Here is a 24837-nt window from a genome sequence, read left to right as displayed (position 1 = left end):
TCAGCTCCCGTACTTCTTGCGGTTGTCCTCCAGCTGCTTGTTCGCCTTGGTCACCCCGTCGTCCAGCGCCTGCTTCGGCGACTTCTTGCCCAGCGCCGCCTCGTTGAACGAGTTGTAGAAGGTCGTCATGACCTCGCCCAGGCCCGGGGCCGCCGGCGGGAAGGCCGCGTACTCCAGCTCGGGCGCGAGCGCGTTGACCTCGGCCAGCGCCTTGAAGTCGGCGCCGTCCCGCACGGCCTTGCGGGCCGGAACCTGGCCGCCCTTGGCCCAGTCGAGGGAGTGCTGGCTGAGCCAGTTGATGAAGACCTTCGCCGCGGAGACCTTGTTGGCGTCGTTGGCCCGCTGCTTGACGATCGTGAAGTTGTGCGAGTTGGCCCAGGCGGCCGGCTGCGTGCCGATCTGCGGCAGGGGCGCGACGCCCCACTGGATGTCCGGGCTCTTCTTGAGGTCGTTGATCTGCCAGATGCCGTTCCAGTTGAAGGCGTTCTTGCCGCTCTTGAACGCCAGGTAGTCGGCGTCCTGGCCGACGTTGGCCGGGGAGTGGCCCTGCTTGATCAGGTCGGTCAGCCAGGTGCACGCCTCGACGGCCTGGTCGGAGTTGAAGGTGGCCTTGGTGGCCTCGGCGTCGAAGACGCTGCCGCCCCACTGGTGCAGCAGCGAATAGAACGTCATGCCGCCGGTGAACTGGAACGGGCTGACCCAGAAGCCCTGCACCCCGGACTTCTTCAGCTCGGTCAGCGCGGCGGTGTACTCGTCCTTCGTCGTCGGCGGCTTGTTCGGGTCCAGGCCGGCCTTCTGCATGACCCCCTTGTTGTAGTAGAAGCCGAGGGGGTGCATGTCCAGTGGGATGCCGTACCGCTTGGAGTTGTAGAGCCCGCCCTTCCAGACGGTGGGGGCGAAGTCGCCCTCCGACAGCTCCAGGGTCTTGGCGACGTCGTCCAGCTCGGTGATCACGCCGCGCGCGGCGAAGGTGGCGAGCTGGTCCATGTGCATGACCGCGATGTCCGGGCCGGCGCCGCTGGAGGCCGCGCCGGGGAGCTTGTTGTAGTAGTCCTCCCACTGGTACGTGGCGATCGAGACGGCGATGTTCTGGTGCTCGGTGTTGAACTGGTTCACCAGCGCCTTGAAGATGTCGCCGTCGCCGCCGGTGAAGCCGTTCCACAGCTTCAGGTCCACCTTCGGGCCGGTGTAGTCCTTGCCGCCGTTGCCGGCCGCCGGGCCCGAACTGTCGCCGCCGCCGCCGCACCCGGCCAGGGTCAACGAGGCCGCGGCGCCGAGCCCGAGGCCGAGGCCGAGCAGGCGCCGCCGGCTCATTTCGTTCTGCATCATGGGGTTTCGCTCCTTGGGGGACGGGATGAAGTGTGCCTGCTCAGGACCTGTGCGGTGTCAGCCGCCGGTGGGGGAGAAGCGCAGCACGTTCCAGGAGACGGCCGGAAGGCGCACGGAGCACCGGCCGCCGTCGGTGGTGGGGTCGGGCAGCTGCCGGGGCGTCACCCGGTCGGGCTCGGCCTCGGTGTTCGTCGCCGTCGGGTCGTCCCCGGCGGCGAGGCTCAGGTGGGACTTACCGGACAGCCCCGGCAGCCCGCGCAGGTCGATGTCCAGGGGGAGGTCGTCCGAGCCCCGGTTGACCGCGAACACGGTCAGCTCGCCGGTCTCCTCGTCGTGCACGGCGACCGTGTCGAGCACGGGGACCTCGCCGTACCGCTTCGTCTCGTAGGTCGGGCCGACCGGCTCGGTGCGCAGCACGGTGCCGCGGGCGTGCCGGGCGGTCAGCGCGAACGGGTGGAAGATGCTCTGCCGCCAGGCGGGGCCGCCGGTGCGGGTGCGGATCGGGGCGATCACGTTGGCGAGCTGGGCCTGGCAGGCCACCCCGACCCGGTCGGCGTGCCGGAGCAGGGTGATGAGCAGGTCGCCGACCACCACCGCGTCGACGGCGGTGAAGTCGTCCTCGATCAGCGCCGGTGCCTCCACCCAGCCGCGCCGGTCCAGGTCGGTCTGGAGACGGGACTGGTACCAGACGTTCCACTCGTCGAAGGAGATCTTGAGCTTCCGCCGGTGCCGCTGCTTGGCGGCCACGTGGTCGGCCGTGGCGACGACCTCGCGGATGAAGTTGTCCATGTCGACGGCGGAGGCCAGGATGCTGGCCCGGTCGCCGTCGGACGGGTCGTAGTAGGTGTGCGCGGAGATGTAGTCGACGTGCTCGTAGGTGTGCTCCAGCACGGTCGCCTCCCAGGAGGCGAAGGTGGACATCGTCCGGTTGGAGCTGCCGCAGGCCACCAGGCTGATCGACGGGTCGATCATCTTCATGGCGCGGGCGGTCTCGGCGGCGAGCCGGCCGTACTCGTCGGCGGTCTTGTGGCCGACCTGCCACGGGCCGTCCAGCTCGTTGCCCAGGCACCAGAGCCGCACCCCGTACGGCTCCTCGGCGCCGTGCTTGCGGCGCAGGTCGGACAGCTGGGTCCCGCCCGGATGGTTCGTGTACTCCAGCAGGTCGCAGGCCTCCTGCACGCCCCGGGTGCCGAGGTTGACGGCCATCATCGGCTCGACGCCCGCCTCGGCGGCCCAGGTCATGAACTCGTCGAGCCCGAAGGCGTTTGTCTCGACGGTCTTCCAGGCCAGGTCGAGCCGGCGGGGGCGGTCACCGACCGGGCCGACGCCGTCCTCCCAGCGGTAGCCGGAGACGAAGTTGCCGCCGGGGTAGCGGACCACGGAGACGCCCAGCTCCCGGGTCAGCTCCAGCACGTCGCCGCGCAGGCCGCGCGGGTCGGCGGTGGGGTGCCCGGGCTCGTAGACCCCGCCGTAGACGCAGCGACCCATGTGCTCGACGAACGAGCCGAAGAGCCGCCGGTCGGCCGGTCCGACGGCGAAGGCCGGGTCGATGGTGAGCTGCGCGGTCCGCAAGGGGTGCCACCTTTCCTCGTTGCCGGTCCCGGGTGACCGTGGTCACCTGGTGCTCCTGGTTTGTACAACGTTGTAAGCAACGTTGTAAAGAGCCGCCCACGCGGTAAAGTGCGCGCCATGGGGGAGGGTGACGTGGTGCGGCACAGGCTGAAGGACGTGGCGGAGCGCGCCGGCGTGTCGGTGAAGACCGTCTCCAACGTGGTCAACGGCTACGTGCACGTCCGGCCCGACACCCGGGCCCGGGTCGAGGAGGCCATCGCCGAGCTGAACTACCGGCCCAACCTCTCCGCGCGCAACCTCCGCAAGGGGCGCACCGGGATCATCGCGTTCGCGGTCCCCGAACTGGACATCCCCTACTTCGCCGAGCTGGCCCGGCACGTCGTCACGGCCGCGGCCGAGCTGGGCTGGACGGTGCTGATCGACCAGACCGGCGGTGGTCGGGAGCAGGAGCGGGTGGCCGCGTCGGGCATCACCGAGCACCTGATCGACGGGCTGATCTTCAGCCCGCTGGCGCTCACCGCCGAGGACCTCACCGGGCTGGCCGGCACCCCGATGGTGCTGCTCGGCGAGCGGGTCGACCACGGTCCCGCCGACCACGTCGGGATCGACAACGTGGGCGCCGCCCGGGAGATCACCGCCCACCTGGCCGGCCTCGGCCGGCGCCGGATCGCCGCCATCGGCTCGCAGCGCACCCCCGAGGGAGCCAGCGCCCGGCTGCGGCTCGCCGGCTACACCGCCGCGCTCGCCGACGCCGGCCTTCCGTACGACGAGCGGCTGGTGGCGCCCGCGACGGCCTGGCACCGCGCGGACGGCGCCGCCGCGATGCGCGGCCTGCTGACCTCCGGCGTACGCCCCGACGCGGTCTTCTGCTTCAACGACACCCTCGCCCTGGGCGTCCTGCGCGCCCTGCACGAGGCGGGCCTGCGCGTCCCCGAGGACGTGGCGGTGGCCGGTTTCGACGACATCGAGGACGGCCGCTTCTCCGTGCCCACCCTGAGCACCATCGCGCCGGACAAGGAGCGCATCGCCCGGTTGGCGGTGGAACTGCTCGCCGGCCGGATCGACGGCGACCGCACCGCCCCGCCCCGGGAACTCTCGGCCCCCTGGCGCCTGGCCCCCCGCGAGAGCACCCTCGGCCGCTGACCCCCGGCTGGCAGGGGTGGCGGTCAGTCGAAGAAACGGGCCAGGTGGGCGGGGGTGGGGCCGTCCGCGTCCGGGGGCAGCGGGGTGAGGTCGGCGAAGATCGAGGCGCCGTCGCAGCCGACGTGCAGGGGATACCAGCGCGGGGTGCCCGGCGGGCGCTGGAGGCAGACGCCCTTGAACGTCTGCACGTCGAGCAGCCGGACGTGGGTCGGGTCGGCGACGGCGTTCACGTGCCGCCACCACGGGCTCATCACGTGCAGCACGCCGCCCGGCCGGAGCGCCCGGTGGCACTCGTCGACAAGCGGCAGGAAGTCGATCAGGTGCTCCAGGATGTGCACCGCGAAGAAGACGTCCACCGAGTCGTCGGCCAGCGGCAGCGAGCCGGAGAGGTCCGCCACCGCGTCCACCCCCTGGGCCGGGAAGATGTCCAGCCCCAGGTTGCCCGGCCACTGCTTGGTGGCGCCGCAGCCCAGGTCGACCACCACCGGGTCGCGCCCGCCGACGCGTACCCGGCACCAGACGCCGAGCACCCCGGCGAGCCGGCCGACCCGGTCCCGGACCAGGCGCAGCTCGTCCTGCCCGGCGACCTCGCCGCTGAGGTGGGCCACCCCCCGGTCGAAGCGCACCTCGACCGCGAGGTCGCGCAGCCGGTCGTCGTGCCGGGCCTGGTCGACCCAGGCCTCGGCGAGGAATCCGTCGACCGCCCGCAGCCGCTCGGCCGAGGGCGGATTCTGTGCCAGCGCGACCATCCGGGCCACCTCCCGCCGGCCGATACCCGGATCCCCGCCCGTTATGCCCCGGACGCCCCGAACAGGGCGGGCGGTCAGCCGCCGATCGTCCGCCGGGGGCGTCCGCCGCCGCGCATCCGCTGCCGGGGCGGCGGGGCGGCCGCCTTGGGCCGCTTGAGGTGGTAGCGGTGCAGCTCGCTGTTGCCGGGCATGGACGGGTCCTCGCTCATCGCGACCAGCTCCCAGCCCTGGTCACCGGCCCGGTTCAGATGGGCCAGCGCGGTGTCGCCGTAGGGCGTCACGTCGACCATCGAGCCGTCGGGGCCGTACCAGACGAAGACGATCTCCCAGCCGATGTCGGTGGTGGCCGCCTGGCGGCGGCGGACCAGCAGCGCGTACTCCCACTTGAGCATGGGGTCATTCTCACCCGCCGCGAGCGGGTCGGCACGGATCAATCCTCGGCGATCCGCCCGGCGGCCACCCGCAGCCGCCGGTTCGTGGTCACGGCGTCGAGCATCCGCCGGTCGTGGGTGACCAGCAGCAGCGTGCCCGGGTAGCTGGCCAGCGCCGACTCCAGCTGCTCGATGGCGGGCAGGTCCAGGTGGTTCGTCGGTTCGTCCAGCACCAGCAGGTTCACCCCGCGCCCCTGCAGCAGCGCCAGCGCCGCCCGGGTCCGCTCGCCCGGCGACAGGGTCGCCGCCGGCCGCAGCACGTGCCCCGCGCGCAGGCCGAACTTGGCCAGCAGCGTGCGCGCGTCCGCCGGCGACAGCTGCGGTACGGCGGCGCCGAACGCGTCGATAAGCGGCACGTCGCCGAGGAACAGCCCTCGGGCCTGGTCCACCTCGCCGACCACCACGCCCGGGCCGAGCGCGGCGTGCCCGGAGTCGAGGGGGAGCCGGCCCAGCAGGGCGGCGAGCAGGGTGGACTTGCCGGAGCCGTTCGCCCCGGTCACCGCCACCTTGTCGGCCCAGTCGATCTGGAGGGTCACCGGGCCGAGGGTGAAGTCGCCCCGGCGTACGACGGCGTCGCGCAGTGAGGCCACGACGGCGCCGGCGCGGGGCGCGGCGGCGATCTCCATCCGCAGCTCCCACTCCTTGCGCGGCTCCTCGACCACCTCCAGCCGCTCGATCAGGCGCTCGGTCTGCTTGGCCTTGGCCGCCTGCTTCTCGGTCGACTCGGCGCGGAACTTGCGGCCGATCTTGTCGTTGTCGGTGGCCTTGCGGCGGGCGTTCTTCACGCCCTTCTCCATCCAGGCCCGCTGGGTGCGGGCGCGCGCCTCCAGGCCGGCCCGGGTGTCGGCGTACTCCTCGTAGTCCTCCCGCGCGTGCCGGCGGGCGACCTCGCGCTCCTCCAGGTAGCCCGCGTAGCCGCCGCCGTAGTGCCGGACCTGCTGCTGGTGCAGGTCCAGTTCCAGCACGCGGGTGACCGTGCGGGCGAGGAACTCCCGGTCGTGGCTGACCAGCACCGTGCCGGCGCGCAGCCCGGTGACGAACTCCTCCAGCCGCTCCAGGCCGGCCAGGTCCAGGTCGTTGGTCGGCTCGTCGAGCAGGAACACGTCGTAGCGGCTGAGCAGCAGCGAGGCCAGCCCGGCCCGGGCCGCCTGGCCGCCGGAGAGGCCCGTCATCGGGTGCTCCAGGTCGACCGTGAGCCCCAGCTCGGCGGCCACCTGCTCGGCCCGTTCCTCCAGGTCCGCCCCGCCGAGGGCGAGCCAGCGCTCCAGGGACTCGGCGTAGGCGTCGTCGGCGCCGGGCGCGCCGTCGGTGAGCGCGGCCGTCGCCGCGTCCAGCGCCGCCTGCGCGGCGGTGACCCCGGTGCGCCGGGCCAGGAAGTCCCGCACGGTCTCGCCGGGCCGCCGCTCCGGCTCCTGCGGCAGGTGCCCGACGCTCGCCGTGGGCGGGCTGAGCGTCACGCTGCCGGCCTCCACCGGCAGCAGCCCGGCGAGGGTACGCAGCAGCGTCGACTTGCCGGCCCCGTTCGGCCCGACCAGCCCCACCACGTCCCCCGGTGCGACCACCAGGTCCAGCCCGGCGAACAGTGCCCGGTCCCCGTGCCCCGCGGCCAGCCCCTTGACGATCATCGTCGCGCTCATCAACCCCCGACCCTATCCGCCTCGTTGGCCCACCCTCGCTTCGCGCCCCGGGAGGTACGCGGCACACTGCTCGGGTGGTGACCACACTGGCGATCGACTGTGGCGGCGGCGGGATCAAGGCATCCGTGCTGGACGAGGCGGGCACTATGCGCGCCCGGCCGCTGCGGGTGCCCACGCCGTACCCCCTGCCGCCGGCGCTCTTCGTGAAGACGCTGCTGGACCTCGCCGGCCGGCTGCCCACGGCGGACCGGCTCACCGTCGGCCTGCCGGGCATGATCCGGCACGGGGTGGTGGTCGCCACCCCGCACTACGTGACCCGCTCCGGCCCCCGGTCGAAGGTCGACCCGGGCCTGGTCGCCCAGTGGTCCGGGTACGACGCGCGGACCGCGCTCGCCGAGGCGTTCGGGGTGCCGGCGCTGGTGCTCAACGACGCCGAGGTGCACGGCGCCGGCGTGGTCGCCGGGACCGGCTGCGAGCTGGTGCTGACCCTCGGCACCGGGCTGGGCAGCGCGCTCTTCGACGGCGGGGTGCTCGCCCCGCACCTGGAGCTGTCCCACGCGCCGGTGCGCTGGAACACCACCTACGACACGTACGTGGGGGAGCCGGAGCGGCGCCGCCTCGGGGACGCGTTCTGGTCCCGCCGCATCCGCCAGGTCGTGGACGGGCTGCGCCCGGTGTTCCGCTGGGACCGGCTCTACCTGGGCGGCGGCAACTCCCGGCTGATCCGGCCCGAGCAGCTCGTGCGGATGGGCGACGACGTGGTGGTGGTGCCCAACACCGCCGGCATCGTCGGCGGCGTACGCGCCTGGGAGCTGGCCGCCGGCCGGCACGGCGCCCCCACCTGACCCGGCCCGCGCGGCTCCCGGGCCCCGGGAACAGTCGCGGTACGGCTGATGTTGTGCCAGCGTCGGGACAGCGGCGCGACACGAGGGGGTGGGTCGGATGGACCTTCTGGCCGAGTACCGGCGGGCGACCATGTTCTTCGAGGCCGGTGACCCGACCGGGGCTGCCCGGCTGCTCGAGCCGATCGTCGAGGCCGAGCCCGGCAACGCCTCGGTACGCCAGCTGCTCGCCCGCGCGTACTTCCAGTCGGCCCAGCTCAACCGTGCCGAGGCGCAGCTGCGGGAGCTGATCGACCGGGACCCCGCCGACCACTACGCCCACCACGTGCTGGGTCGCACGTTGGAGCGGCTCAACCGGCCCGCCGACGCGCTGCGGCACCTGCGCATCGCGGCGGCCATGCACAGCGGCAACGACGACTACCGCACCGCCCTGGACCGGGTGCAGACCCGGGTCGAGGGCACCCGCTGACGGCGGCCGGATCGACGCCCGGATGCGGGCACACGGGCGGGGCAGCTCCACCCAGCTGCTCCGCCCTCGCGTCCGTCACGGGGACGCAACGCCGAGCGGCGGGGTGATCAGGACGCCATGGACGTCAAAGTCGTCGGATGACGTCCATGGCGTCCTGATCACCGGTCGGTGCGCCGGCGGCGGCGGGCGGCCTACCATCGGCGTCATGGGACGTGAGCCGGCGGCGGGTGCGCGATGAAGCTGAAGCTGGATCTGCACGACATCTTCAACAAGGGCCAGGACATCGACCGGGCCCTGCGCGGGATCATGGACGAGGCCGTGGCGAAGAAGGCCACCCTGGTCGAGATCATCCCCGGCAAGGGCTCCGGCCAGCTCAAGAAGCGGGTGCTGCGCTTCCTCGACCAGAAGGACGTCAAGCAGCTCTACCACCGCGTCGAGAAGGACTCGAAGAACTTCGGCCGCCTCTTCGTCCACTTCCGCTGGAAGTAGGAATTCCCGCTTCCCGACCCACTCGGGGGCGGAAAAGTCGGGCTGCCGACGGACACCCACCGATGCTTGCGACAACGCGGCACCATCCTGATCATGGAACTTCTACGGTGGCCGCTCCGCGTCGCGACCGCGGCGCTGCTGTGCGGACCGCTGCTGGCGCTGTACTGGACGGATCCCTGGGAACTGGCCTGCCTCGCCGTCACCGGGGTCCTGCACGTCGAGGTGGGACTGCGGCTGTGGCGGGAGCGCCCCGACAACCGCATCGGGCCGCTGCTGGTGGTCTGCGGCCTGGTGTGGCTGCTGGACGCCTGGGGTCGCGTCACCCTGCCCGCCCTGTTCACCGCCGGCATGATGCTGAGCATCGTGCACGACCCGATGCACCTGCACGCCGGTCTCGTCGTGTCGTCGGGCCGACTGCGGGGACGGTGGGAGCGGCTCGTCGCCGCGGCCGGCTACGCGTACTGGCCGGTGATCGTGGCCGGGGGCGTGATGGTCGGGACGCTGAGCACCGGCTATCTGCTGCACCTGCGGGCGTGGTCCTATCCGCTGGTCGGCGTGTTCCTCGCCGGGTTGTTCATCGTGCGGTACCGCCGGGCTGACCGCGCCGAACGGCACGTGTACGCCCCGTTCTGGGCCGCGTTGGCAGTGAACGGCCTGTGCACGGCGATGCTGAGCACAGTCGCCTACGGCTCCGGGCACTGGCCGACCACGCTCTACGCCCTCGGTGCGGCGCTGATCCCGGTCGGGGCCGCGCTCAGCATGCACCGCGCCGAGCGCCGCCACCTGATCCGGGCTCGCGACCGGGAGCGCCGTCGGGTGGAGCGTGACGTGCACGACGGAGTGCAACAGCGGCTGCTCGTCGCCGCCATGATGCTGCGGCAGGAGGATCCCGCCCTGGTCGCGCGCGGCGCGGCGGAGGTCGAACAGGCGATCGCCGATCTGCGCGATCTCGTCCGGGGCATGAACCCGGCGGCCCTGGTGTGCCACGGCCTCTCCGGGGCGGTGGCCGCCATCGCCGAGCGGGCGGCGGTCCCCGTCCTGGTCGACGATCGGGTCAGCCACCTCACGCTGCCCGAACCGGTCGCGGTCGCCGCCTACTTCGTCACCATGGAGGCGGTCACGAACAGTCAGAAGCACGCCCGGGCGGGCCGGGTGTCCGTCACGCTCGCCGCCAGCGGGGGTCGGGTCGAGGTCACCGTCCACGACGACGGGATCGGTGGCGCGCTCGCGGTGCCGGGTGGCGGGCTGCACGGCCTGCGGGAGCGTGTCGAGTCGTGCGGCGGGACCCTGCGGGTGTCGAGTACCCGGGGGCGTGGCACGGCGGTACGCGCCGTCATGCCACTCGCGGCGTCATGATCCGGGCCGTTCTGGCCGACGACTCCGTACTGCTGCGCAGCGGCCTGGCGCTGTTGCTTCAGCAGCACGGCATCGCGGTCGTGGCCGAGGTGGGCGACGGCGAGCAGCTGCTGGCCGCTGTCGCCGAGCACCAGCCGGACATCGCGATCGTCGACATCCGCATGCCGCCCAGCTTCACCGTGGAGGGCGTCCGCGCCGCGTTGGCCGTACGCCGCCGTCATCCCGGAGTCGCCGTGCTGCTGCTGTCCCAGCACCTCGAGCACCGGGAGGCCCTGGCGCTGCTCCAGCAGCCCGGCGGCGGGGTCGGCTATCTGCTCAAGGACAGGATCACCGACGTCGCCGGGTTCCTCCGCGACGTGCGCAGAGTCGCGGCGGCGGGCACGGCGATCGATCCGATCGTGGTCGACCGGCTGTTGCGCCGCCCGCGCGTGTCGGTCGGCGTCGGCGCGCTGTCACCGCGTGAGCGGGAGATCCTGGCGCGGATGGCCGCGGGTCGGGCCAACCGGGGCATCTCCGCCGAACTCCACCTCTCCGAGCGCACCGTGGAGACCCACGTACGCAGCATCTTCACCAAGCTCGGACTGGCCGACGAGCCGGACACCCACCGGCGGGTGCTCGCGGTGCTGACCTTCCTGGCGGACTGACCCGGACTGACCCCTGGCCGACATCAATTACGTGCTTGCACTGAGGTGCCCCGACGTTCGGATTCCTAGTGTTGATCTCCGTAACGGCAACCATTTCGAGGGGGGACCACATGAGGTTCAAGACGGTATCGGCCCGGCTGGCGGTGGCGGCGGCCGTGGCGGGCAGCGCGCTGGTCGGTGTGACGCCGGCACAGGCGGCGACCACCAGCACCGTCGTCTGCCAGGAGACCAAGCAGGTCGAGGAAGCGTCGTACGACGTCAACTCCGGCTGCTGGTTGCAGGACGGCGACCGGGTCCAGATCAGCGCCTACGGGTCGATCTGGTCCGGCGTGTGGTTCACCGGGAACAACGGGCCGCAGGGCTGGACGAACATGGCCGGCGACTCGAAGTTCCCGATGTCGAACGCCCGCGCCTTCTCGCTGCTGGCCAAGACCAACGGCAACTACCGGTACGCCGGGACGGGCACGACGTTCACCTACTACGGCTCCGGCAGCACGCTGTACCTGCGAATCAACGACGACGCGCCGGGCAACGGCAGCGGCGCCTTCACCGCCGAGGTCACGGTCACCCGAGGCTGAGTCACCTGACAGGTGCGGGTGTGGCTCGGGAACCGATCGTTCCCCGAGCCACACCCGCAGGCCGCCGCCACCTCGCCTAGAGCGGATAGGTGCGGGCCACCGCCAGCATCTCCGAGCTGTGCGAGCCGACGATCCCCACGCCCGGCGGGCGGGGCCGGAAGCCCGGCAGCGCGTCCAGGCCGTCGCTGGCGTCCATCGCGCGCAGCGCCACCTGCCCCGCCTTCGGCGTCACGGTGAGCGTCACCTCGATCCCCTCCGGCGGCGGGGCGTGGAAGACCAGGCCGAAGCCCCAGCGGCCCTCCCGGCCCTCCACCGGCACCGCCCGGCCGGCCACCTCCGCCCGCAGCACCGTCGCCGTCGCCGCGTCGACGTGCAGGGTGGTCAGCCGGACCTGGCGTTGCGGGACGAGCCGCAGGCGCAGGGTGCGCTCGGTGCCGGCGGTGGTGTCCGCGAGCACCTCCAGCTTCGGGGCGGGCAGGTTCGCCGCCTGCGCCGGGCCGGCGCGCAGCTCGGCGTCGCCCAGGCCGGGGAAGTCGGCGACCTCGGTCACCCCGTCGACGTAACCGTCGGTCCAGGGCTGGGGGTCCTCCTCGTGGCTGAGCCAGCGGGCCTGGCCGGTGCCGGCGTCGAGGGCGTACATCAGGTGGGTGGGCGCGGGGTGCGCGGCGTCGAAGCGGTCGACGGCCAGCCCGACCCCGGCGAACACCACGGCCGCCAGCGTTGTGGCGGCGGCCGGCAGCGCGCCGAGTCGGCGCGCGCGCACGGCGAGCAGTCCGCGCTGCCCGCCGGCCTGCGGGTGCAGCAGGTCGACGACCGGCAGCGCGGCGAGGCCGAGCAGCACCGCGACCAGCGCCGCGACCCCGCCCATGGCCATGCCGAGCGCCGGGAAGAGCAGGACGACGGTGGGCAGCAGGATCACCACGGCCACCGCGGCAGCCAGGGTCGTCGCGACCACCGGCCACGGACCGTCGATCCGCACCCTCAGCGCGACCAGCCCGGCCAGCGCGCCGGCCAGGGCCGGGAGGGTGACCAGGTACGCCCCGCCGGGCACCAGCACGGCGAGCAGCACCCCGAGTACGGCCAGCCAGCCCAGCCCGCCGACGGCGAGCGCGGCCGGGCCGACCCGGCGGCGGGTGAGCGCGTACCAGGTGCACAGGATGGCGGCGGCGAGCGCCACCACGGCCAGCCGGTACCAGGTGGGCCGGTACGGGTCGAGCAGCTCGGCGTAGCCGGGCCGCAGCGCGGTGATCGCCGCCCAGAGCAGCTGCGCGGCGAGCGGGGCGAGCACGAGCGGCAGCAGCGCCAGCCCGAACCCGGCGGCGAGCCGGCCCCCGGTGGTGCGGCCCCGCCGCAGGGTGAGCCAGCCGAGGGCCGCCACGGCGGCGAGCGCGAGCAGCGCCAGGGGCAGGACCAGCCAGCCGGGGTAGCGGACCAGCCCGCCCGGGACGGGGAAGTAGGTGGCGTCGTGCCCGGAGTCCAGCGCCCTCAGGTCGACCCGGCCGAACTCGCGGGCCAGGCCGAGGGCGTTGTCGCCGTGGTGCTGGAGGCTGGCCCGGTCCATGGCGGCGGGAGTGTCCAGGGGGGTGTGGTAGATCGCCCCGCCGTCGATGTACGCCGAGTTCAGCCCGACGAAGTCGTTGTCGAGGAACGCGGTGAAGTCGGTGTCGTTGGGCAGCGCGCGGTAGATCTCCACGGCGAACGAGGTGCCCACGGGGTGCGGGGCGGCCCGGCCGAAGGCGTCCACCAGGGCGGCGTTGTCCCGCGACGTCTCGAACATGATCACCGGGCCGGTCGAGCCGCGTGCCTCCAGGTTGAGCACGACGCCACCGCCGGCGGCCAGCGGGTGGCTGGACGCGAACGCCGCCGCCCCGCACAGGCACGCCTCCTCGGCGTCGGTGAGCACGAAGACGATGTCGTTGCGCGGCCGGGGGCCGGCGGTTAGGGCGCGGGCCACCTCCAGGATGGCCGAGGTGCCGGCGGCGTCGTCGTTGCCGCCCGGCCCGGACTGCACCGAGTCGTAGTGCGAGACGAGGAAGACCTTGCCGGTGGGGTCGGTGCCGGGCAGCCGGGCCACCACGTTGCGGACCCGGGCCAGGGTGGCCCCGCCGGCCGCCCCGCTGAGCTGGCCGGCCTCGGGCGCGACGGTGTCCTGCACCTCGGTCTCCAGGCCGAGGCCGCGCAGCACGCCCTCGACGTGGGCGCGGACCTGGTCGTTGGCGGGGCTGCCCGCCATGTGCGTCCGCGCGGCGACGACCTCGACGTGCTCGTACGCCCGGGCGGCGCTGAACTCGCCCGGCGGCGCGTCGGCCGGGCGCGGCGCGGGGGTGCGCAGGTCGAGCAGGGTGCCGGCGCCGACGGCGACGAGCGCGGCGAGCGCCGCCGTGGCGGCGGCCAGCCGGCGACGGGGCCGGGCCAGCGCGCGGTCGGCGGGGCGGGTGGGGGGTGCGCCCACGGGGTCTCCTCGGGACTGGTCTCAGGTGGGCACCATCCTGCACCCCGGCGGCCGTCGGCGGGACTCCCGGTGTGGGCCGGGGGAGCGCGGACGCCCGCTTTGCCCCTCGCCGCACAGTGATCCGACCCATGCCCGCGCATGCGGAGCCCGTCGTGTTGTGTGCGAACGTTGTCTAATACAGGATCAGCAGGGCACTCGGAAGGAGCCCGACATCACCAGTGATCTCCCGCGTCTCGCGGCGGTGACCCGGCCGCACCGGGGGACCGGCATGGCCGGTTCCTCCGTCGCGCCGTATCCGCACGGCGGCATGGGACGTCATCCCAACCTGCCTCCCGGCGAGCGGCTGCGGGTGCTGCTGGTGGAGGACGACGAGGGCGACGCCTTCCTGGTCGGTGAGCTGCTCGCCGAGACCAACTCGATGATCGACCTGCTGGTGGCGACCAGCCTCAGCGAGGCCCGGCAGCGCGTGATGGGCGTCGACTGCGTCCTGCTCGATCTGGGCCTGCCCGACGCGCAGGGCCTCGACGGGCTGCGTCAGGTGCTGGAGATGTCCAGCGGCGCCGCCGTCTGCGTGCTGACCGGCCGCTCCGACGAGCACCTCGGCATCGTCGCGGTCGCCGAGGGCGCCCAGGACTACCTGGTCAAGGGTCAGGTCGACGGGGTGCTGCTGACCCGGGCGCTGCGCTACGCGGTGGAGCGTAAGCGGGCCGACGAGAACGCCCGGCGGCTGCGCGAGGTCGAGCTGCGCCAGGCCGAGTCCGCCCGCCTCGAACGGGGCCTGCTGCCCCAGCCGCTGATGACCACCGACGTGGTCGCGGTGCACACCTTCTACCGGCCCGGCCGGCACGCCGCCCTGATCGGCGGTGACTTCTACGACGTGGTGCAGACCCGGCCCGACCGGCTCGACCTGATCGTCGGCGACGTCTGCGGGCACGGCGTGGACGAGGCGGCGCTCGGCGTCGAGCTCCGGGTCGCCTGGCGGGCGCTGATCCTCGCGGGTGTGCCCGACGACGAGGTGCTCCCGGCGCTGGAACAGGTGCTGATGAGCGAGCGCCGGCTCCAGGAGATCTTCGCGACCGTCGCGACCGTGCGGCTGGACCTCGACGCCAACCGGGCCACCGTCCGGCTGGCCGGGCACCCGCCGCCGCTGCTGCTCGCCGGGGGCAAGGTGGTGCCGGTTCCGGCACCGGGCGGCCTGCTGCTCGGCGTACGACCCCGCCGGCCCGTGGCCTACGACCTGGAGTTCGACACCGATGACTGGTCCCTGCTGATGTACACCGACGGACTCATCGAGGGCCGGATCGGCGAGGGCGACGAGCGCCTCGACGTGCCGGGCCTCAGCGGACTGCTCGCCGATCCGGCGACCCTCGCCGTGCCGCTGTCGGAGCTGCCGGCCTGGCTGGTCGGGCGCGCCGAGCAGCTCAACGGCGGTCCGTTCGCCGACGACGTCGCCATGCTCCTGGTCAGCCGGGGCGGTGGCCGGTGACGCGCGTCGGCGACTGGACCCTGCGCCGGCGGGTCGTCACGCTGCTCACCGTCGTCGCGGTCCTGCTGATCGGGCTGGCTGGCGGCGAGGTGGCGCTGGCGGCGAAGAACCGGACGCACATCGACGCGATCCTGAACAAGACCGGCCCGCTGCGGGTGCAGGCGCAGGAGCTGCTGAACGCGTTGCTGGACCAGGAGACGGCGGTCCGCGGCTACGCGGTCAGCGGCAACCCGGCCGACCTGACGCCGTACGAGGCGGGCCGCAAGCGCGAGCAGGACCTGGTCGCCTCGATGCAGCGGCTGGTCGACGACTATCCGGAGCTTCGGCAGGAGATCCGGCTGGTCGAGGAGCGGGCCGAGGCGTGGCGCCAGGCGGTGGCGGTGCCGGTGGTCACCACGACGCAGCAGAACGGCACGACCGCGGGGCAGGCGCTCATCACCGACCAGGCGCGGGAGCAGTTCGACGAGGTACGCGGCGCCGTCGACCACCTCCAGCAGGAGATCTTCGAGGCCCGGCAGCGCAGTGCCGAGGACGTCCTGCGGACGAGCAACCTGCTGGTCGTCCTGCTGATCGCCGCCCTCGCGGTGGTGATCATCGCCGGCAGCATGCTGCTGGTCTCCCTGGACAAGATGGTGATCCGCCCGCTGACCGGCCTCGCCGACCAGGTCCGCGAGGTGGCCGAGGGCGACTACCAGCACGGGATCGCCGGCGCCGGCCCGCCCGAGTTCCTCCGGCTCGCCGAGGACGTGGACGCCATGCGGCGCAAGATCGCCAAGGACCTGGCCGAGGTACGGGAGGCCCGGGAGCGGATCGAGTGGGTCAACAGCCAGCTCCAGAAGCAGGCCGAGGAGCTCACCCGCTCCAACCGTGACCTGGAGCAGTTCGCGTACGTCGCCTCGCACGACCTCCAGGAGCCGCTGCGCAAGGTGGCCAGCTTCTGCCAGCTCCTCCAGCGCCGCTACGCGGGGCAGTTGGACGAGCGGGCCGACCAGTACATCGCGTTCGCGGTCGACGGCGCGCAGCGGATGCAGCGTCTGATCAACGACCTGCTCGCCTTCTCCCGGATCGGCCGGCTCACCACCGGCTTCACCGAGGTCGACATGAACAAGGTCATGGGCGACGTCGCCGGCCAGACCGAGGCGGCCCGGCAGTACGCCGACGCGGAGCTGACCTGGGGCGAGCTGCCTGTCATCCGTGGCGAGGAGCCGCTGCTGACGAACCTGCTGGCCAACCTGGTCAGCAACTCGGTCAAGTTCCGCCGCCCCGACGTGCCCCCGAAGGTGCACGTCTCGGCCCGTCTCGTGGGCGACGAGTGGGAGATCAGCTGCCAGGACAACGGCATCGGGATCGAGCCGGAGTTCGCCGACAAGATCTTCGTCATCTTCCAGCGGCTGCACGCCAAGGACGCGTACCCGGGCACCGGGATCGGGCTGGCGATCGTCAAGAAGATCGTGGAGTACCACGGCGGTCGGGTCTGGGTGGACACGGGCGTCGAGGAGGGCACGGCGATCCGCTTCACCCTCCCGGCGCTCCCCGAGGACATCGAGGCGGCCACCGCGTCGGCATCGGACGAGCCGGCGGCCGGGGACGGCGTGGCCGGGGACGGCGACGGGACGCCCGGGGACGCCGTCGAGTCCGCCGCCGGGGCCGGCACGGGCGGTGTCCCGGCGCAGGCCGACCGGCGCGACGACGAGACGGAGACCACGGACGGGCCCGGCCGGGCACCGGAAGGCGGTAGAACGGGTGACATGAGGGAGACGGTGGGATGACCGCGCCGGCGGACGGCAAGAGCCCGATCGAGGTCCTGCTGGTCGAGGACGATCCGGGTGACGTGTTGATGACCCAGGAGGCGTTCGAGGAGCACAAGCTCCGCAACCGGCTGACCGTCGTCTCCGACGGCGCCGAGGCGCTCGCCTACCTGCGGCGGGAGGGCCAGTACGCCGACGTGGTGCAGCCGGACCTGATCCTGCTCGACCTGAACCTGCCGCGCCGCGACGGCCGGGAGGTGCTGGAGGAGATCAAGAAGGACGAGCAGCTCTGCCGGATCCCGGTGGTGGTGCTGACGACGTCCCAGGCCGACGAGGACATCCTGCGCAGCTACCAGCTGCACGCCAACGCGTACGTGACGAAGCCGGTGGACTTCGAGCGCTTCATCTCCGTGGTCCGGCAGATCGACGAGTTCTTCGTCAGCGTGGTGAAGCTGCCGCCGCGTGGCTGACACCCTGCTCGACGACGTCGGTGGTCTGCTGCGCGAGACCGCCGACCAGGTCGTGCTTCCGCTGTTCCGCAAGCTCGACGACGCCGACGTGAGCGAGAAGGCGCCGGGTGACCTCGTCACCGTCGCCGACCGCCGCGCCGAGGAGGTGATCTCGGCGGCCCTGCGCCGGCTGCGTCCCGGCTCGGTCGTGGTGGGCGAGGAGGCGGTCGCCGACGACCCGGCCCTGCTGGAGCACCTGGGCGGCTCCGGCGACGTGTGGCTCGTCGACCCGGTCGACGGCACCTCGAACTTCGCCGCCGGCCGGCAGCCGTTCGCACTGATGGTGGCGCTGCTGACCGACGGGGATCCCGTCGCCGCGTGGGTGCTCGACCCGCTCGCGGGGACGCTGGCCGTCGCGCGGGCCGGCGAGGGCACCTGGCTCGACGGCCGGCCGGTGCGTACCGGCGACCGGACGCCCGCGCTCGACGCGGTGCGCGGCGCCGCGATGTCGCACGCCCTGCCGGCCGCGCCGCGCGCGCTGGTCGAGGCGGGCGGCGCGCGGCTGGGCGAGATGCTGCCCGGCCAGCACTGCGCCGGCCGGGAATACCTGGACGTGCTGACCGGGGACCAGGATTTCGTGCTCTTCTGGCGCACCCTGCCGTGGGACCACGCCCCGGGCGCCCTGCTGGTCCGGGCGGCGGGCGGGGTCGCGCGGCGCTTCGACGGCACCGACTACCGCCCTGGGGACGACGGCCACGGCCTCCTGGTCGCCGCGAGCGAGCAGATCTGGGTGGGCGTGCGCGAGGCCCTGCTCGACGGCGCGTGACGTCGGTGCGACCCTGCGTGGAGGTCCCACGGTTCGGGCGTTCGCGGGCCTGGCCCGGCGTGCTCCGTCCGGTATCCTGACCGCCGGTCTCCGCCAGCAGGCCGCCGACCGGCGCCCGGCGGGGGCCGCCGCCGCGCCGTGTTGTCATCCGGGGCCGGCGGCCGACGGAAGGATGCTTTCGTGCGCAGGACCATGCCCGTCGGGCGTCGCGGCCGCCGCCCGCTGACCGCCCTGTCGGCCGGGCGGCGTGCCCGCCGTCCGCTGACCGCCCTGCTCGTCGCCGTCACGCTGCTCTTCGGCGTGGGCGCCGTGCCGGCGTACGCGGAGCCCAACGAGGGCGGCACCAAGAAGCTCCGGGACGCCCTGGAAGCCACCGCCAAGGCGCACATCGAGGCCAAGGGGAAGCTGGAGAACTCCAAGGTCCGGCAGAAGCGGCTGGCCGTGCAGCTGGGCGCGGTGGAGGTCCGGCTGGTCGAGCTGACCGCCCAGGTCGGCGAGGTGGCCGCCCAGTCCTACCGGCTGGGCCGGCTGACGCCCACGTCGATGCTGCTCAACAGCGCCTCCCCGGAGGCGTTCCTGGACCGGGCGGCCAGCCTCGACATGATGGCGCAGCGCGACAGCAGGCGGCTGCGCAGCATGATCGAGGCGCGGGAGCAGGCGCGACAGGCCAAGATCGCCATCGACACCGAGGTCCGGGAGCAGCAGAAGCAGCTCGCCGTGATGGCGAAGAAGAAGAAGGAGGCCGAGGCGGCGCTCGCGGAGGTCAGCTCGGGCAGCAGCGGCGGCTTCAGCGGCGGCAACTCCTCCTCGGCGAAGCCGGCCCCCCGCAACTCGGACGGGTCCTGGCCGTCGGAGTCCTGCTCGGTGAACGACCCGACCACCTCCGGCTGCATCACCCCGCGCACGCTCAACGCCCTCAAGCAGACCCAGGCCGCGGGCTACAAGCGGCACGTCTCCTGCTACCGCAGCGGCGGCTCCGGCGAGCACCCCAAGGGCCGGGCCTGCGACTTCTCGGCCGCCACGGGCGGGTTCGAGGACAAGACCGCCACCGGCGGGGACAAGTCGTACGGGGACAGCCTCGCCGCCTGGCACGTGCGCAACGCCAGCCGGCTGGGCGTGCTCTACGTGATCTGGTACCGGCAGATCTGGCACCCCGGCACCGGCTGGCGGGCGTACGGCGGCAGCGGCAGCCCCGCCGCCGACCACACGAACCATGTTCATCTCTCGATGTACTGACCCGGGGGTCCAGTTTTCCTGCGTACCATCGCGCGGGTGAGCTCCCCATCCTCCGACGTCACGGTCCCGCCCGCCCAGCCGGCGGCCTCGACCGCCCGGGCCCTGCCCAACGGCCTCGCCGCGTTCCTGGTCTTCTTCTCCAGCGGAGCCGTCCTGGTGCTGGAGACCGCCGCGCTGCGGCTGGTCGGGCCGTACGTCGGGGTGACCCTCCAGGTGACCAGCTCGGTCATCGGCATCGCCCTGGCCGCCATCGCCTACGGTGCGTGGACGGGCGGCTGGCTGGCCGACCGGCGCAACCCGAGGGCGATGCTGGCCCCGGCGCTGGTGCTGGCCGGCATCGCCACGGCCGTCACCCTGCCCGTCGTCCGGTACGCCGGCGAGGTGCTGCGCGGCGGGGCGGCCTCGGCCATCCTGCTGCTCGTCGCACTCGCCGTCTTCGTGCCGGCGGCCCTGCTCGCCGCCGTCACCCCGCTGGTTGTCAAGCTCCAGCTCGCCGACCTGCGGCGCACCGGCCAGGTGGTCGGCCGGCTCTCCAGCGTGGGCACGCTGGGCGCGGTCACGGCCACCCTGGTCACCGGTTTCGTGCTGGTGGCCGCGCTGCCCAGCACGGTCATCCTGTTCGCCCTGGCGGCCTCCCTCGGGCTCACCGGGCTCGGCCTCGGGGTGTGGCTGCGCCGCCAGGACCGCGCGGAGCTGCCCGGCCCCGCCCGCGCCAAGGCCGCCCTGGCGGTGCTCGGTCTCGTCGGCGCCGGGCTGACCACCGTCGCCCCGAACCCGTGCGACATCGAGACCGCCTACCACTGCGCCAGCGTGGAGGTCGATCCCGCCCGGGACTCCGGCCGCACCCTGCTGCTCAACTCGGCCCAGCACTCGTACGTGGACCTCGCCGACCCGACCCACCTGGAGTACGCGTACACCCGGTGGATCGGGGCGGTGGCCGACGTGGTCGCCCCGAAGGGTCAGCGGCTCGACGCGCTGCACCTGGGCGGGGGCGGGTTCACCGTGCCCCGCTACCTGACCGCCACCCGCCCGGGCACCGACAACGTCGTGTTCGAGATCGACGGCGGGCTGGTGGAGCTGGGCGAGCGCCAGCTCGGCGTACGCCAGGGGCCGGACCTGCGGGCGGTCGTGGGTGACGCCCGGCTGCTCGTCGCGGGGGAGGCCACCGACAGCCGCGACCTCGTGGTCGGCGACGCGTTCGGGCACCTGGTGGTGCCCTGGCACCTCGCCACCCGGGAGATGGCCGCCGAGGTCCGCCGGGTGACCCGCCCGGGCGGCGTCTACGTGCAGAACGTCATCGACTACCCGCCGCTGCGCTTCATCCGCAGCGAGCTGGCCACCGTCGCCGCCGAGTTCCGGCACGTCGCCCTGATCGCCCCGGCGGCGGCGCTCGCCGGTCGGGAGGGCTCGAACTTCCTCATCGTCGCCTCCGACGCCCCGCTGCCGCTGGAGGCGGTCCGCGCCCGGCTGGCCGAGCTGCGGGAGGACGCCAGCCTGCTGGCGGGCGCCGACCTCACCGCGTTCGTCGGCGAGGCGCTGGTGCTGACCGACGACTACGCGCCCGTGGACCAGCTCCTCGCCACCGCCTGAACGGGTGAATCGCTGACCGATTCCGACCCTTCAGGTGTAGCCGGGTCGGTCCGGGGCAACTACGACCCTCATGGGTGGACCGATCCGGGACGGCGCACAACTGCTGGGCGAGCGGTACCGGCTGATCGAGCAGCTGGGGGCGGGCGGCATGTCCGTCGTCTGGCGTGGCTACGACGAGGTGCTGGGCCGGCAGGTGGCGGTCAAGGTGCTCGCGTCGCGGCTGGCCGCCGACCGCGCGTTCCGGCACCGCATCCGGATCGAGGCGCAGGCCGCCGCCCGGCTGTGCCACCCCAACATCACAAACGTCTACGACTACGGCGAGTCGGAGCAGGTCGGCCTGACCGTGCCGTACGTCGTCATGGAGCTGGTCGACGGGGAGTCGCTGACCGGCCGGCTGCGCCGGGGCAGCCTGCCCTGGCGGGAGGCGGTGACGATCGGCGCGGAGGTCACCTCGGCGCTGGCCACCGCGCACGCCCGTGGCGTGGTGCACCGCGACGTCACCCCGGGCAACGTCATGCTTACCGCCACCGGCGTGAAGGTGGTCGACTTCGGCATCTCCGCCCTGGTGGGGGAGAAGGAGAAGGGGCCGGACGGCGCGCTGCTCGGCACCCCCGCGTACCTCGCCCCGGAGCGGCTCGACAACGGTCAGGTCTCCCCGGCCACCGACGTGTACGCGGTCGGCCTGCTGCTCTACCGGATGCTCACCGGCCGGCTGCCGTGGCAGGCGAGCACCACCACGCAGATGCTGCGCGCGCACATGTACAACGAGCCGGAGCCGATGCCGCCGGTGCCGGGGCTGCCCGACGAGGTGCGCGAGCTCGTGAGCCGCTGCCTGGCCAAGCGCCCGGGTGACCGGCCCGCCACCGCCGAGGTCGCGCGTACGCTCGCCGAGGCCGCCGGCATGATCGCCCCGGTGCCGGTCTCCCCCGCATCGGGGCCCGTGGACGAGGACGCGCTGGCCGCCGCCGGCACCACGATCCTGCCCTGGTCCGCCGCGACCGACGCGCTGCCGTTCTCCCGTACGCGCAACCGGCGCGCGGCGACCCGGCGCCGGCGGATCGAGGCGGGGGTGGCCGCCGCCGGGCTGGTGGCGGTGACCGCGGCGCTGTGGGGGGTGACCTCGCACAGCCCCGCCAGCGGCGGCATCGACCAGCCGACGGAGGCGCGGATGGGGGCGGAGACGCCGCCGCCCTGCCGGGTCACGTACGCGCTGCGCACGGACTCCGGCAAGGACTTCGCCGCCGAGCTGACCCTGACCAACACCGGCCTGCGGGAGTTGCGCGACTGGCGGCTGAGCTTCACCTTCCCCAGCCAGCAGACGGTGACGAAGGCGACCCCCGTCCCGGTGCGCCAGCAGGGGCGCACGGTGCTCGTGGAGGCGGCTCCGGAACGGGCCGCGCTGGCCCCCGGCGCGTCCGAGAAACTCACCCTGACCGGCCGCCACGGCGGGGCCAACCCGCTGCCGCTGGAGTTCCGCCTCGGCGACGAGACCTGCGGCGCGCAGGTCTCCGGGGTGGCCGGCGCGGCACCCAGCGTGGCACCCACCAAGGCGCCGGCCAAGGCACCCACCGTCAAGGCCCCGACGAAGAAGGCCGGCACGTCGGCCGGGAGTTCCGGCGGGTCGAAGGCCAAGGCCGACAACTCCGGCAAGGGCAAGGGCAAGGCGGGTGGTGGAAAAAAAGTAAGCCAGGAAACGGAAAGGGAAAGGGACACGGAAAGGGACGATGACGACGACTGAGCCCGCCGGGGTCAGCTGAACTCCGAGAACCGTTGCACCTGCTCGATGTCCCCCTCGACGATCAGCATGCTGCCCGGGGCGATCACGGTGGCGTCGGTGGCGTACCGGAAGCGTTCCCCGGGCAGCTTCACGCCCACCACGCGCACCCCGTAGCGCCCGGTGGGCGTCAGTTCCGAGAGCGGCCGGCCGAGCATCGCCTCCGGGGCGCACACCTTGGCGATGGCGAAGTCGTCGCCGAACTCGATGAAGTCGAGCATCCTGCTGACGATGAGGTGGGCCAGCCGCTCCCCGGTCTCCGCCTCGGGAAAGATCACGTGGTGCGCGCCGACCGAGTCCAGGATCTTGGCGTGCTTCGTCGAGGTGGCCCGCGCCCAGATCTGCGGTACGCCCAGCTCGACAAGCGCCAGCACCGTCAGCACGCTCGCCTCCAACGAGGCACCGATGGCGACCACCGCCCGGCCGAAGTCCGCCACGCCGAGTTGGCGCAGCGCCCCTTCCTCGGTGGAGTCGGCCTGCACGACGCGGTCGAGCTGCGCCGACCACCGCTGCACCTGCTCCGGGTTGCGGTCGATGGCCAGCACCTCGTGGTTCATCGCGGCCAGCGCGCTGGACAGGTGACATCCGAACCGGCCCAGTCCGATCACCACGACACTGCCCTCGTCCGTCCTCCTAGCCGACAATGGGTTGCTCCTCCGGGTAGCGGTACAGCCGACGGCGGGTGTTCAGGGCGAGCGCCGACCCGAGGGTCAGCGGCCCGATCCGGCCGACGAACATGAGGACGATCAGGGCGAGCTGGCCGCTCTCCGGCAGCGCGGCGGCGACCCCGACGCTGAGGCCCGTGGTGGTGAACGCCGAGGTCACCTCGAACAGCGCCTCGTAGTAGCGGACTCCCTCGGTGAGGAAGACCAGGAGCACCGTGCCGCAGACCACCAGCGCGACGCTGAGCAGGGTGACGGTGATGGCCTGCCGCTGGCTGGCGGTGGCCACCCGGCGCTTGCCGACCGTCACGTCCGGCTCTCCCCGTAGTTCCGCCCACATCACGAAGGCGAGCAGGAAGAACGTCGCCACCTTGATCCCGCCGGCCGTGCTGGCGCTGCCGCCGCCGATGAACATCAGCGCGATAAGGAGGGGATAGCTCTCCTCCTCCAGGCCGTCCACGTTCAGGACGTTGAAACCGCCGGTGCGGATGTACGAGTTCTGGGCGAACGCCACCAGGAGCTTGTCCGGCCAGGTGTAGATGCCCAGGGTGCGCGGGTTGGCCCACTCGATGGTCAGCAGGGCGGTGAAGCCCACCGCCAGCAGTGCCAGGCTGCCCCAGACGGTCAGCTTGGTGGCGACCGCCCACCGGGCGGGGCGCCGCCACTCCCGCACCGCCTCGAAGAGCGCCGGGAAGCCCAGCCCGCCGACGATCGTGCCGAAGGCCAGCGGCAGGGTGACCCAGGCGTCGGTGGAGAAGGCGACCAGGCTGTCGGTGTGGAGGGCGAACCCGCCGTTGTTGAACGCCTGGACGGCGTGGAAGACGCTGCCCCAGAGGGCCCGGCCGAACGGGTAGTCGTAGGTGATCCACAGCCGGGCGGTCAGGATCGCGGTGATGACCGCCTCGCAGGCCAGCGCGAGGCCGGCGATGCGCAGCAGCAGCCGGCGTACGTCGCCGATGCCGAACTCGGCGGTCTCGGCCTGCACCAGCAGCCGGCTGCGCAGCCCCAGCCGCCGGGCCACCACGAGGATCACCAGGGTCGCACCGGTCACGATGCCGAGGCCGCCGACCTGGGTGAGCACGGTGATCATCACGAGCCCGAACCCGTTCCAGTAGTTCGGGGTGTCGACCACCGCCATCCCGGTCACCGAGACCGCCGAGGTGGCGGTGAAGAGGGCGGTCAGGAACGGGGTGTGCCGGTACTCGCTGGTGGCCCAGGGCAGCATCAGCAGTCCGGTGCCGACCAGGATCGTCACCAGGAAGCCGAGCGGCACGAGCCGCACGGGGTGACGAAGAAGCCGGCGCACCAGACAATCTTCCTTTTCCGCTGCGGATCGGGTGTGGAAACCGGCATCCCGAGGGTTCATCCGCCGGCC

Annotated in this window: 22 protein-coding genes; 14 read left to right on the top strand and 8 right to left on the bottom strand. The window is 73.1% G+C overall.

The features are described from left to right. Together ACGFNF_RS08300 and ACGFNF_RS08295 are read right to left on the bottom strand one after the other, a co-directional pair. Complete coding sequence (locus ACGFNF_RS08300) at positions 1–1329, bottom strand: ABC transporter substrate-binding protein (protein ID WP_393166611.1); 1329 nt, start codon at positions 1327–1329, stop codon at positions 1–3. A gap of 57 nt (positions 1330–1386) precedes the next feature. Beyond that, entirely contained in the window at positions 1387–2901 is a 1515-nt protein-coding gene (locus tag ACGFNF_RS08295; protein ID WP_393166609.1) for an alpha-N-arabinofuranosidase, read from the bottom strand. Positions 2902–3036: 135 nt separating this feature from the next. Here ACGFNF_RS08295 and ACGFNF_RS08290 point away from each other — a divergent pair, with 135 nt between their 5' ends. Further along, positions 3037–4044 carry a LacI family DNA-binding transcriptional regulator gene (locus ACGFNF_RS08290; RefSeq protein WP_357579605.1) on the top strand — a complete coding sequence of 336 codons (1008 nt, stop codon included), beginning with the start codon at positions 3037–3039 and terminating at the stop codon, positions 4042–4044. A 23-nt stretch (positions 4045–4067) separates the two neighbouring features. Here ACGFNF_RS08290 and ACGFNF_RS08285 read toward each other — a convergent pair whose 3' ends face one another. From ACGFNF_RS08285 to ACGFNF_RS08275, 3 genes are all read right to left on the bottom strand, one after another. Further along, entirely contained in the window at positions 4068–4793 is a 726-nt protein-coding gene (locus ACGFNF_RS08285) for a methyltransferase domain-containing protein (protein WP_393166607.1), read from the bottom strand. 74 nt (positions 4794–4867) lie between these two features. After that, on the bottom strand, positions 4868–5185 hold the full coding sequence (locus tag ACGFNF_RS08280) for a hypothetical protein (protein WP_357579586.1): 318 nt from the start codon (positions 5183–5185) through the stop codon (positions 4868–4870). Between the two features lie 38 nt (positions 5186–5223). Then, the gene (locus ACGFNF_RS08275) at positions 5224–6861 is read right to left on the bottom strand and encodes an ABC-F family ATP-binding cassette domain-containing protein (protein ID WP_393166605.1); all 1638 of its coding nucleotides are present in this window, start codon (positions 6859–6861) and stop codon (positions 5224–5226) included. A gap of 74 nt (positions 6862–6935) precedes the next feature. On the opposite strand from ACGFNF_RS08275, the gene ACGFNF_RS08270 reads away from it, so the two are divergent. The 6 genes from ACGFNF_RS08270 (at position 6936) to ACGFNF_RS08245 (ending at position 11239) form a co-directional block, all read left to right on the top strand. Next, positions 6936–7706 (top strand): ROK family protein, encoded by a 771-nt coding sequence (locus ACGFNF_RS08270; protein ID WP_132230825.1) that lies wholly within the window; start codon positions 6936–6938, stop codon positions 7704–7706. Positions 7707–7803: 97 nt separating this feature from the next. Then, on the top strand, positions 7804–8172 hold the full coding sequence (locus ACGFNF_RS08265) for a tetratricopeptide repeat protein (protein ID WP_357579584.1): 369 nt from the start codon (positions 7804–7806) through the stop codon (positions 8170–8172). Between the two features lie 234 nt (positions 8173–8406). Then, positions 8407–8661, top strand: coding sequence for a Smr/MutS family protein (locus tag ACGFNF_RS08260; RefSeq protein ID WP_088987488.1), 255 nt, complete (start codon positions 8407–8409; stop codon positions 8659–8661). Between the two features lie 93 nt (positions 8662–8754). Further along, a complete protein-coding gene (locus ACGFNF_RS08255) occupies positions 8755–10017 on the top strand; it encodes a sensor histidine kinase (protein ID WP_393166603.1) in 1263 nt (420 codons plus the stop codon). Next, on the top strand, positions 10014–10661 hold the full coding sequence (locus ACGFNF_RS08250) for a LuxR C-terminal-related transcriptional regulator (protein ID WP_393166601.1): 648 nt from the start codon (positions 10014–10016) through the stop codon (positions 10659–10661). Before ACGFNF_RS08255 ends, ACGFNF_RS08250 begins: the two co-directional genes overlap by 4 nt. Positions 10662–10771: 110 nt before the next feature. Next, positions 10772–11239: a hypothetical protein gene (locus ACGFNF_RS08245; RefSeq protein ID WP_393166599.1), complete on the top strand. Its 468-nt coding sequence runs from the start codon at positions 10772–10774 to the stop codon at positions 11237–11239. Positions 11240–11315: 76 nt separating this feature from the next. Here ACGFNF_RS08245 and ACGFNF_RS08240 read toward each other — a convergent pair whose 3' ends face one another. After that, positions 11316–13691 (bottom strand): M28 family peptidase, encoded by a 2376-nt coding sequence (locus ACGFNF_RS08240; protein WP_393166597.1) that lies wholly within the window; start codon positions 13689–13691, stop codon positions 11316–11318. Between the two features lie 268 nt (positions 13692–13959). On the opposite strand from ACGFNF_RS08240, the gene ACGFNF_RS08235 reads away from it, so the two are divergent. From ACGFNF_RS08235 to ACGFNF_RS08205, 7 genes are all read left to right on the top strand, one after another. After that, the gene (locus tag ACGFNF_RS08235) at positions 13960–15177 is read left to right on the top strand and encodes a PP2C family protein-serine/threonine phosphatase (RefSeq protein WP_393166595.1); all 1218 of its coding nucleotides are present in this window, start codon (positions 13960–13962) and stop codon (positions 15175–15177) included. Beyond that, a complete protein-coding gene (locus ACGFNF_RS08230; RefSeq protein ID WP_393166593.1) occupies positions 15174–16946 on the top strand; it encodes an ATP-binding protein in 1773 nt (590 codons plus the stop codon). Before ACGFNF_RS08235 ends, ACGFNF_RS08230 begins: the two co-directional genes overlap by 4 nt. Next, positions 16943–17395, top strand: a complete 453-nt coding sequence (locus ACGFNF_RS08225) for a response regulator (protein WP_311413128.1) — start codon at positions 16943–16945, stop codon at positions 17393–17395. The genes ACGFNF_RS08230 and ACGFNF_RS08225 overlap by 4 nt, the downstream gene beginning before the upstream one ends. Continuing rightward, complete coding sequence (locus ACGFNF_RS08220; RefSeq protein ID WP_357578954.1) at positions 17388–18200, top strand: inositol monophosphatase family protein; 813 nt, start codon at positions 17388–17390, stop codon at positions 18198–18200. The genes ACGFNF_RS08225 and ACGFNF_RS08220 overlap by 8 nt, the downstream gene beginning before the upstream one ends. Before the next feature lie 192 nt (positions 18201–18392). After that, complete coding sequence (locus ACGFNF_RS08215) at positions 18393–19436, top strand: coiled-coil domain-containing protein (protein WP_393166868.1); 1044 nt, start codon at positions 18393–18395, stop codon at positions 19434–19436. A gap of 36 nt (positions 19437–19472) precedes the next feature. Then, positions 19473–21026 (top strand): fused MFS/spermidine synthase, encoded by a 1554-nt coding sequence (locus ACGFNF_RS08210; RefSeq protein ID WP_393166590.1) that lies wholly within the window; start codon positions 19473–19475, stop codon positions 21024–21026. A gap of 70 nt (positions 21027–21096) precedes the next feature. Beyond that, complete coding sequence (locus ACGFNF_RS08205; RefSeq protein ID WP_393166588.1) at positions 21097–22764, top strand: serine/threonine-protein kinase; 1668 nt, start codon at positions 21097–21099, stop codon at positions 22762–22764. An 11-nt stretch (positions 22765–22775) separates the two neighbouring features. On the opposite strand, the gene ACGFNF_RS08200 is transcribed toward ACGFNF_RS08205, so the two are convergent. Both ACGFNF_RS08200 and ACGFNF_RS08195 read right to left on the bottom strand, forming a co-directional pair. Then, positions 22776–23444: a TrkA family potassium uptake protein gene (locus ACGFNF_RS08200; protein ID WP_357578957.1), complete on the bottom strand. Its 669-nt coding sequence runs from the start codon at positions 23442–23444 to the stop codon at positions 22776–22778. Continuing rightward, a complete protein-coding gene (locus tag ACGFNF_RS08195) occupies positions 23434–24768 on the bottom strand; it encodes a potassium transporter TrkG (protein ID WP_357578958.1) in 1335 nt (444 codons plus the stop codon). The genes ACGFNF_RS08200 and ACGFNF_RS08195 overlap by 11 nt, the downstream gene beginning before the upstream one ends. Positions 24769–24837: the final 69 nt, after the last annotated feature.

It is taken from the genome of Micromonospora sp. NPDC048868, assembly GCF_043198195.1.
Taxonomy (GTDB): Bacteria; Actinomycetota; Actinomycetes; order Mycobacteriales; family Micromonosporaceae; genus Micromonospora; species Micromonospora reichwaldensis.
Note: the sequence above shows the minus strand (reverse complement) of the source record. Positions and strands in the feature narration are given on the sequence as shown.

Excerpts from the sequence above, each read along its gene's own strand:
- ACGFNF_RS08260 (WP_088987488.1), top strand. The coding sequence starts at position 8,407 with ATGAAGCTGAAGCTGGATCTGCACGACATCTTCAACAAGGGCCAGGAC.
- ACGFNF_RS08225 (WP_311413128.1), top strand. The coding sequence starts at position 16,943 with ATGACCGCGCCGGCGGACGGCAAGAGCCCGATCGAGGTCCTGCTGGTC.
- ACGFNF_RS08280 (WP_357579586.1), bottom strand. The coding sequence starts at position 5,185 with ATGCTCAAGTGGGAGTACGCGCTGCTGGTCCGCCGCCGCCAGGCGGCC.
- ACGFNF_RS08265 (WP_357579584.1), top strand. The coding sequence starts at position 7,804 with ATGGACCTTCTGGCCGAGTACCGGCGGGCGACCATGTTCTTCGAGGCC.
- ACGFNF_RS08205 (WP_393166588.1), top strand. The coding sequence starts at position 21,097 with ATGGGTGGACCGATCCGGGACGGCGCACAACTGCTGGGCGAGCGGTAC.
- ACGFNF_RS08250 (WP_393166601.1), top strand. The coding sequence starts at position 10,014 with ATGATCCGGGCCGTTCTGGCCGACGACTCCGTACTGCTGCGCAGCGGC.
- ACGFNF_RS08275 (WP_393166605.1), bottom strand. The coding sequence starts at position 6,861 with ATGAGCGCGACGATGATCGTCAAGGGGCTGGCCGCGGGGCACGGGGAC.
- ACGFNF_RS08255 (WP_393166603.1), top strand. The coding sequence starts at position 8,755 with ATGGAACTTCTACGGTGGCCGCTCCGCGTCGCGACCGCGGCGCTGCTG.
- ACGFNF_RS08285 (WP_393166607.1), bottom strand. The coding sequence starts at position 4,793 with ATGGTCGCGCTGGCACAGAATCCGCCCTCGGCCGAGCGGCTGCGGGCG.
- ACGFNF_RS08300 (WP_393166611.1), bottom strand. The coding sequence starts at position 1,329 with ATGATGCAGAACGAAATGAGCCGGCGGCGCCTGCTCGGCCTCGGCCTC.
- ACGFNF_RS08245 (WP_393166599.1), top strand. The coding sequence starts at position 10,772 with ATGAGGTTCAAGACGGTATCGGCCCGGCTGGCGGTGGCGGCGGCCGTG.
- ACGFNF_RS08235 (WP_393166595.1), top strand. The coding sequence starts at position 13,960 with ATGGCCGGTTCCTCCGTCGCGCCGTATCCGCACGGCGGCATGGGACGT.
- ACGFNF_RS08215 (WP_393166868.1), top strand. The coding sequence starts at position 18,393 with ATGCCCGTCGGGCGTCGCGGCCGCCGCCCGCTGACCGCCCTGTCGGCC.